Source organism: Sulfurovum sp. (assembly GCA_026990595.1).
GTDB lineage: Bacteria > Campylobacterota > Campylobacteria > Campylobacterales > Sulfurovaceae > Sulfurovum.
In genome coordinates this window covers 1-7,888 of record JALXCZ010000010.1, presented here as the reverse complement: position 1 = coordinate 7,888, position 7,888 = coordinate 1, and the positions used below count along the sequence as shown (strand labels likewise).

The 7,888-nt window shown below is 41.8% G+C and carries 9 protein-coding genes; 6 read left to right on the top strand and 3 right to left on the bottom strand.

Features of this window, described 5'->3' with window-relative positions; genetic code table 11:
- The 4 genes from MVE01_RS03145 to MVE01_RS03130 all read left to right on the top strand — a co-directional run.
- Positions 1-780: helicase-related protein (locus MVE01_RS03145; RefSeq protein ID WP_472560710.1), on the top strand; the 780-nt coding region annotated here is incomplete at its 5' end.
- A gap of 113 nt (positions 781-893) precedes the next feature.
- Positions 894-2,981, top strand: coding sequence for an RNA degradosome polyphosphate kinase (locus tag MVE01_RS03140; RefSeq protein ID WP_472560709.1), 2,088 nt, complete (start codon positions 894-896; stop codon positions 2,979-2,981).
- Complete coding sequence (locus tag MVE01_RS03135) at positions 2,981-3,505, top strand: gamma carbonic anhydrase family protein (RefSeq protein WP_472560708.1); 525 nt, start codon at positions 2,981-2,983, stop codon at positions 3,503-3,505. Before MVE01_RS03140 ends, MVE01_RS03135 begins: the two co-directional genes overlap by 1 nt.
- A 108-nt stretch (positions 3,506-3,613) precedes the next feature.
- Positions 3,614-4,270 carry an EI24 domain-containing protein gene (locus tag MVE01_RS03130; RefSeq protein ID WP_472560707.1) on the top strand — a complete coding sequence of 219 codons (657 nt, stop codon included), beginning with the start codon at positions 3,614-3,616 and terminating at the stop codon, positions 4,268-4,270.
- Here MVE01_RS03130 and MVE01_RS03125 read toward each other — a convergent pair.
- The 3 genes from MVE01_RS03125 to rpe form a co-directional block, all read right to left on the bottom strand.
- A complete protein-coding gene (locus MVE01_RS03125) occupies positions 4,267-5,058 on the bottom strand; it encodes a 3'-5' exonuclease (RefSeq protein WP_472560706.1) in 792 nt (263 codons plus the stop codon). The two genes, MVE01_RS03130 and MVE01_RS03125, sit on opposite strands and share 4 nt — an antisense overlap.
- Positions 5,042-5,632, bottom strand: a complete 591-nt coding sequence (locus tag MVE01_RS03120; protein ID WP_472560705.1) for a phosphoribosylanthranilate isomerase — start codon at positions 5,630-5,632, stop codon at positions 5,042-5,044. The genes MVE01_RS03125 and MVE01_RS03120 overlap by 17 nt, the downstream gene beginning before the upstream one ends.
- An 87-nt stretch (positions 5,633-5,719) precedes the next feature.
- Positions 5,720-6,361, bottom strand: coding sequence for a ribulose-phosphate 3-epimerase (rpe, locus tag MVE01_RS03115; protein WP_472560704.1), 642 nt, complete (start codon positions 6,359-6,361; stop codon positions 5,720-5,722).
- A gap of 167 nt (positions 6,362-6,528) precedes the next feature.
- Here rpe and rpmB point away from each other — a divergent pair, with 167 nt between their 5' ends.
- Both rpmB and MVE01_RS03105 read left to right on the top strand, forming a co-directional pair.
- Positions 6,529-6,738 (top strand): 50S ribosomal protein L28, encoded by a 210-nt coding sequence (gene rpmB / locus MVE01_RS03110; protein ID WP_472560703.1) that lies wholly within the window; start codon positions 6,529-6,531, stop codon positions 6,736-6,738.
- Between the two features lie 35 nt (positions 6,739-6,773).
- Positions 6,774-7,888, top strand: a 1,115-nt coding sequence (locus MVE01_RS03105) for a potassium channel family protein (protein ID WP_472560702.1), incomplete at its 3' end; no start/stop codon positions are given.

Below are 7,888 nucleotides of genomic sequence, written 5' to 3'. Positions count from 1 at the left end.
AATGAGCTGGAAACGGAGCTCTCTTCTGTGGTAGCCCAACAAGTCGTGCGTCCTACAGGGCTGCTGGACCCTCCCATAGAAGTCATAGACTCTACCTATCAGGTAGAAAACTTGCATGATCGTATGAAACCTGTCATCAAAAAGGGGGAACGTGTGCTCATTACGGTGCTTACCAAAAAGATGGCAGAGGAACTGAGTACCTACTACAATGACCTAGGGCTCAAATGTCGTCATATGCACTCAGACATGGACGCCATAGAACGCAACCAGACCATACGTTCTTTGCGTTTGGGAGAGTTTGACATCCTCATAGGGATCAACCTGCTAAGAGAAGGGCTTGACCTGCCAGAAGTAAGCCTCGTTGCCATACTCGACGCTGACAAAGAGGGCTTTTTACGCTCCAAGACCGCACTCGTACAGACTGCCGGACGTGCAGCACGTAATGCCAATGGTCGTGTGCTTATGTATGCCAAAAAAATGACTGACTCCATGAAGTTTACCATAGAAACCACACAGGCACGCAGAGAAAAACAGATGGAATACAATAAAAAGCATGGCATCACACCCAAAACCACACTGAGAGACCTCGACACTGACCTTAAAGTAGAAGATGCAGGAGAACTTTACAACAAACACTCAAAACTTGACAAAATGCCAAAAGCAGAACGTCAGCAACTGGTGAAAGAGCTAAAGGCTAAGATGCTTGCTGCCGCTAAAAAATTGGACTTTGAGGATGCGGCAAGGTTGAGGGATGAGATTGCTAAAGTGAAGAAGCTGTAGGGGCAGACCCATGTGTCTGCCCAATAAACAAAAGGCAAAGGGTAGACACACGGGTCTACCCCTACGGTACAATATGCTATAATTACAAAAAATTATATATTTATAGGTAAGATATGAACGCAAACCTCAACTCTTCACAACTCTACTTCAACCGTGAACTTTCATGGCTGCAGTTCAACTCCCGTGTACTGGCTCAGGCTTTGGATGAGAAACTGCCACCGCTTGAACGTCTAAAGTTCCTTGCCATTTACGGAACGAATCTTGATGAATTCTATATGATACGTGTGGCAGGTCTGAAGGCACTCTTTAAAGCACGTGTGCAAGAAACAGGTGCCGACAAGATGACACCTACCGAGCAGCTTGAAGCCATACATACCTACCTGCACAAAGAGCATCAGGTACTTGAGTCCTGTTATACTTCCATTATTTCCGAGTTGCATACCCACGGTGTGCATATCAAGAACTTTGATGCCCTAAACAGTGAAGAGAAAGAGGAGATCAGAGAGATCTTTTTTCATGAGATCTACCCTGTTATCATCCCCATTGCCATTGATGCTACACACCCTTTCCCACATCTGAATAACCTTAGTTTCGGTCTGGCGATCACACTGAAAGATGATTCTAAACATATTAAACGCGGGCTGATCAGGATACCAAGGATCTTACCGAGATTTATACAGATCGAACAGACTTTTATTCCCATTGAAAGTATTGTGGAGCATTTTGCCTCTGAACTTTTCCCCGGCTTTAAACAACTGGCTTCTACACCGTTTCGCGTCACCAGAAATGCCGATATCGAAATAGAAGAAGAGGAGGCGGATGACTTTCTGGAAATTCTTCAGGAGGGACTTCGATCACGAAACAAAGGTTCACTGATCCGCCTTGAACTTATGGAAGGTGCCGATGAAGACCTCATCAGTTTCCTGCTCTCACATCTTAACCTCGATGACAATGATATCTACTCTTACAAAAGCCTGCCGCTGAATCTTGGCAGTCTCTGGCAGATCGTAGGAGATAAAGCCTTGGCACATCTTCTCCTGCCTACCTTCACACCCAAAATACTTCCTCCGCTTGACAGTGAGAACATCTTTGAAGCCATAGACAAACAGGATGTCCTTCTTTACCACCCTTTTGACAGTTTTGAACCGGTCATCCAGTTTATCAAACAGGCTGCTGTAGATCCTGATACGCTTGCTATCAGAATGACACTCTACAGGGCAGGTCAGAAATCACCCATTGTCAAAGCCCTCATTGATGCGGTACGTGACGGGAAACAGGTCACGGTACTCGTAGAACTCAAAGCACGCTTCGATGAAGAGAACAACCTGCGTTGGGCCAAAGCACTTGAAGATGCAGGTGCCCATGTAGTCTATGGCATTCCGGGGCTGAAAGTACATGCAAAGATCGCACAGGTCATTAAACGCAAAGGGAAAAAACTGCAAAGCTATGTACATCTTGCTACAGGGAACTACAATCCGAGTACGGCAAAGATATATACCGATATCTCCTATTTTACTTCCAAAGAGATCTTCGGAACAGATGCAACACACTTTTTCCATTTTCTTACCGGATTCTCTACCCACACGAAGCTTGATACACTCTATATGTCCCCTACCCAGATCAAACCCAAACTGCTTAAACTCATAGAGAAAGAGGGTAAACAGGAGGATAAGGGTCACATTATCCTTAAAGCTAATTCACTGGTAGATACAGACATTATCAAAGCACTCTATAAAGCTTCACAGGCAGGGTGCAAAATTGACCTGATCATCCGTGGTATCTGCTGTTTGAAACCCGGCATCAGAGGTGTAAGCGAGAACATTACTGTCTCTTCCATTATAGGGAAGTATCTGGAGCACCCACGTATCTACTACTTTAAACATGATAAGGTCAAATGTTATATTTCCAGTGCAGATCTTATGCCACGTAACCTTGTAAGACGTATAGAGCTGATGACACCGATACTTGAAGAGAATCTAAAGCAAAAAATAGAGCAGATACTCATGCTCCAACTTGCAGACAACACTTTACGCTGGGAACTGCAAGAGGATGGGAATTACACCAAAGTACCACATCTTGGTAAAAGTGTAAATAATCATACGGTACTTGAGCAGTATATCAACAAGATCCATGATAAAACCAAAAAAGAGACACCTGATTATGTCAGTCGTTTGGCAAACCGTATATTAAAGGAGAGTTAATGATATTAAAATTCAAAGAGTGGACACCAAAACTGGGTAAAAATGCCTGGATCGCCGAAGGTGCCTCTGTCATCGGTCGTACAACCATGGGAGAAGACTCAGCTGTATGGTTCGGTTGTGTAGTCAGAGGCGATGTACATTTCATTACCATCGGTGACAGAAGTAACATTCAAGACCTCAGCATGATCCATGTCACACACCATAAAAGAGATGATATGACAGACGGTAATCCTACAGTCATAGGAAATGACGTTACGGTAGGTCACAGAGTTATGCTTCACGGATGCACAATAGAAGATGCCTGTCTCATTGGTATGTCTGCCACCATTCTTGACGGTGCGGTCATAGGCAAAGAATCCATTGTCGGTGCAGGAAGCCTGGTAACCAAAAACAAAAAGTTCCCCCCAAGAAGCCTCATTATGGGGAGCCCCGCAAAAGTGGTCAGAGAACTGACAGATGAAGAGATAGCAGAACTTTATGCATCAGCTGAAAGATATGTAAAATTTAAGAACGAATACCTGTAGGGTGTTGTCCCATGACAATACCATTTATATGAATTAAAATTGTTGGTGTTGTAAGGGTACAACACCCTACACAAAATACATGACAAATCAAAAAACAAAGGTTCTCTTATGACACAAACCATCATCAAAAGCCTCAAAGACATATTGTCAGCAGAGGTCTTGCTTTTTGTACTTAAAGTAACCCTCATCGCCTTAGCCGTCACAGCTGCTATCGTATGGCTGGTAGGCGGAGGGATCAATAGTTTTGTTGCCGGCTACCTCTCATGGATACCTTGGGAATGGCTCCAGAGCACAGGTGCAAAAGTAGCTTCTATAGCTATTGGCTATATGGTGTTCATTATCATGATCTCGCTAGTCACTTCTTTTATGATAGAACCCCTACTGATAAAACTTGCAAAGAAACATTATCCTGAGAGAAAAGTAGTAGGCAGACCAAACGTCACAACTTCTATCCTTCTAAGCCTTAAATCTGCCGTGATCATGTTCGTTCTCTTTATCTTTACATTTCCTGTTATGTTCATCCCGCTGATAGGTGCTGTATATATGTTATGGCTTTGGTCTATCCTACTTAAAAAGCCTACTATTTATGATGTAAGTTCTCTGTTTATAGCCGATAAAAAAGAGGTGAAAAATAGAACAAAAAAGTCTACTGTTCTGGCAATGATCGCTGCAGGGTTCAACTATATCCCTCTACTGAATATTTTTTCAGCTGTGTTTGCACAAATACTTTTTTTACACGCTATATTAGGGGAAGAAAAGCATTAATTCTTCTCTTTTTTAACCCTGCGCTCTTTCTTGCTGGAAGTTGAAAACCGCAAAAGGTCATCTGTCGTTTTCACATACTCCGGCAGGGTTTCAAAACTCTTTTCCATGACTTTTGCAGCACAGACCGCATCACTAAACGCTCTGTGGTGTGTGGCTGTCTCTATTTCAAGAAGATTTATCAGATATGCCAAACCGTAGCGTTCACTCTCGAAGGTACGTCTTGCCAGATCAATGGTACAAAGTTTTGGATTACCAATACCGCCCAGACCAAACCTCTCAAACGAAGCTGTAAGAAAACTATAATCAAAATTTGCATTATGTGCTACAAAAACAGCATTACCCATAAAATGTCTCAACTTAATCAATGCTTCTCTTCTTGTGGGTGCACATTTAAGATCTTCGGGTTCTATCCCTGTGATCTTTGTAATATACTCCGGTAGAAAGGCACATTCAACAAAAGTCTCAAGTCTATCTATGACTTTTCCCTGCTGTATCATTACAGCACCGATCTCTATCACTTGGGATGTTCCCGGTTTACTTCCGTTTGTCTCTATATCTATGACACAGTAGCGCTGTTCTTGATAAGGGGTAAAGTAGGTTTCAAGCCTGTATCTGCCATCTTCATATTTTTCTATAGGATAGCCTGAAGCCTGAAGAAGAATAAAGATCGTATCACTGTCTTCAAGCAGCGTGGTATATTTCACAGCAATATGTTTGTACTGTTCCTCGCTTAACACCCCGTCATGTCTACGGAATGCCGTGGTAAGTTCATCAAAGACTTTTAGCATTGGCGATGAACTGCTCTACTTTATTGGGATCTTTTTTACCTTTGACAGATTCTACTCCGGAACTGACATCTACACCGTAAAAACCGTATTTTTTCACTTCCGATACATTGTCCGCATTGAGTCCGCCTGCCAAAATGATCTTCGAGCAGTCTACTCCGTCAAACCATTCAAGGTTCAACCGTTTTCCACTCCCTCCATAGGCTTCACAATAGGCATCAACCAAACGGTATCTGTCTGAAAACCGGTGTAGATCTTCAGGAGATTCTGCACGTACAACAGGGAGTGTCTTATACCCTATAGCATCCAGAGACTCAGCATCCACATCAAAATGGATCTGTGCCAGAGAGATATCAGAATATTTACAGATCGTATCAATAGTCTCTACTCCTTCATTGACAAAAAGCCCTACTCTCTCTACAAAAGGAGGAAGCTGGTCAATAATACGTTTTGCCGCAGCAGGTGTAATGTAGCGCGGTGACTGATTGTAAAAAACAAATCCCAATGCATCGGCTCCGCACTCAACAGCATGCAGGGCATCTCTCAGGTTCGTAATACCACATATTTTAACTTTCATTGTTTCCCTCGTAGGGTGTTGTGTCCCCACAACACCATTAAATTTTAATTTACATTTTTTGGTGTTGTCAGGAGACAACACCCTACATTATTTTAATGCGGAAATTGCCGTATTGATCCCCTCTGGGTGCTTATAAACAAAAGAACCGGCTACAACCACATCCACACCTGCAGCTTTAAGTTCTTTTACATTTTTGTCATTCACTCCGCCATCTACCTCAATGAGACATTTTGGATTTCTTTTTTCTATCAATGTTTTAAGGCGTTTAGCTTTCTCTATCACCGAAGGAATAAACTTCTGACCGCCAAATCCGGGGTTTACGCTCATCAGTAATACCATATCCAGATCTTCTATCAAAAATTCCAATTCTTCAGGAAGCGTATTTGGATTAAGTACAATAGAAGGTCGAATACCAAGTGAACGTATTTTCTGTATCATTCTGTGTGGATGTTTTTCTGATTCAAGATGAAAAGAGATATACTCCGGTTTCAAAGGAGCGAACAGATCCACAAAAAAATTGTTATTCTCCACCATAAGATGTATATCTAACGGCTTTGTCGCTGCTTTTGCAACCGCTTCCACTACTACCGGTCCTATAGTAAGATTGGGTACAAAATGTCCATCCATGACATCTACATGCACAAGATCACATCCACCTTCACAAATGGCTTCAACATCACGAGCCAAATGTCCAAAGTCTGCTGAGAGTATACTCGGAGATACTAACATAAAAATCCTAGAGTGTTTATTTTTGCTATTATAGCTATATCTTACTTTAAAGAGAATCTCTAAATCATTATTTACCAATGTTTAACAACCCCTTAAGCTTTTTTTGTCTATAATCGCACAAATTTTTCACGTTATTCAAAACGTAACTTTAAATGCAAGGAAATATCATGGCAAGAAAATGCGAAGTAAGCGGAAAAGGTCCATTGACAGGAAACAATGTATCTCATGCAAACAACAAAACAAAAAGAAGACAACTTCCAAACTTAAGATCTGTTAAGATCACACTTGAGGATGGAACAACAAAAAGAATTAAAGTAGCCGCTTCTACACTTAGAACAATGAAGAAAAAAGCTGCACAGGCTGCAGCTGCCAACTAATTCTTTTAAGATAAGAGAGGCTATACTCTCTTATCATGATTTTTATCAAAAAATTTAAAAAGTTTCTCGGCTGGAGAACAGCACCCAAACCACACATTACACTAAATGATGAGTATTACACTCATTTAGCCCCTTTTAGACTTCCTCTGATCCTTACTGTACTTATCATGCTTATCGGTACCATAGGCTATATGGTCATAGATAATTTTACCTTGATGAATGCCATCTATCAGACAGGTATTACTTTTACTACAGTAGGATATGGTGAGATACAGCCCATCTCCGATATGGGACGTATCTTCACTATTACACTGATCATCTTTGGCTTTGTTGTTTTCTCTATTGCCGTAGGTATCATTGCAGAGGTTGTAAAAAAAGGCGAATTCCAAAGAACTGCCAAGGAGCGTAAAATGCTTTATGAGATCGCAAGACTAAAACACCATTTTGTTGTCTGTTACCACAATGAATTTACTATACAGGTTACAAAACAACTTCGTGCGAACCACATCCCTTTTGTAGTCGTTGACCCCAGAGAAGATATGGAGGAGATCGCAAAGAAATATCATTACCCCTACTATGTCACAGCAGAAGCCCATACGGAAGAAGGGATTTTGAAATCCCATCTCTCTTCAGCCAAAGGGGTGATCTCTCTCGCAGATAATGTGGCTGACAACATTGCAGTCATTGCCTCTGCACGTCTGTACGAAACAGAAATACACAGAGGGAGAAAATACCTTATCATTGCCAATGCCAAAGGGTATGAAGATGAAACAAAACTACTGAAACTTGGTGCCAATAAAGTTGTGACTGCCACAAAACTGATGGCTCAGCGCATCAATGCCATGGCAGCACGTCCAGATATGGAAAACCTGCTTCAGGAGTTTCTTTATAAAAAAGATACACCTCTTGATATGGAAGAGGCAAAGGTTTCCAAAACTTCATGGCTTGCACTCAAAAAGATCAAAACAGCACGTTTCAGAGATGTCTCCAATGTTACGATCATCGGTATCCGGCAAAAAGACGGTAAATTCATCCCTATGCCAAAAGGGGATACCATTATTATGCCTGAATCCAAACTGCTTCTGATCGGTACAGGTGACGGTATACGCCATGCAAAAAAGATCATCCGTAAAAAGACAAAACCTGAAGA

Excerpts from the sequence above, each read along its gene's own strand:
- MVE01_RS03140 (WP_472560709.1), top strand. The coding sequence starts at position 894 with ATGAACGCAAACCTCAACTCTTCACAACTCTACTTCAACCGTGAACTT.
- MVE01_RS03135 (WP_472560708.1), top strand. The coding sequence starts at position 2,981 with ATGATATTAAAATTCAAAGAGTGGACACCAAAACTGGGTAAAAATGCC.
- MVE01_RS03130 (WP_472560707.1), top strand. The coding sequence starts at position 3,614 with ATGACACAAACCATCATCAAAAGCCTCAAAGACATATTGTCAGCAGAG.
- MVE01_RS03125 (WP_472560706.1), bottom strand. The coding sequence starts at position 5,058 with ATGCTAAAAGTCTTTGATGAACTTACCACGGCATTCCGTAGACATGAC.
- MVE01_RS03120 (WP_472560705.1), bottom strand. The coding sequence starts at position 5,632 with ATGAAAGTTAAAATATGTGGTATTACGAACCTGAGAGATGCCCTGCAT.
- rpe (WP_472560704.1), bottom strand. The coding sequence starts at position 6,361 with ATGTTAGTATCTCCGAGTATACTCTCAGCAGACTTTGGACATTTGGCT.
- rpmB (WP_472560703.1), top strand. The coding sequence starts at position 6,529 with ATGGCAAGAAAATGCGAAGTAAGCGGAAAAGGTCCATTGACAGGAAAC.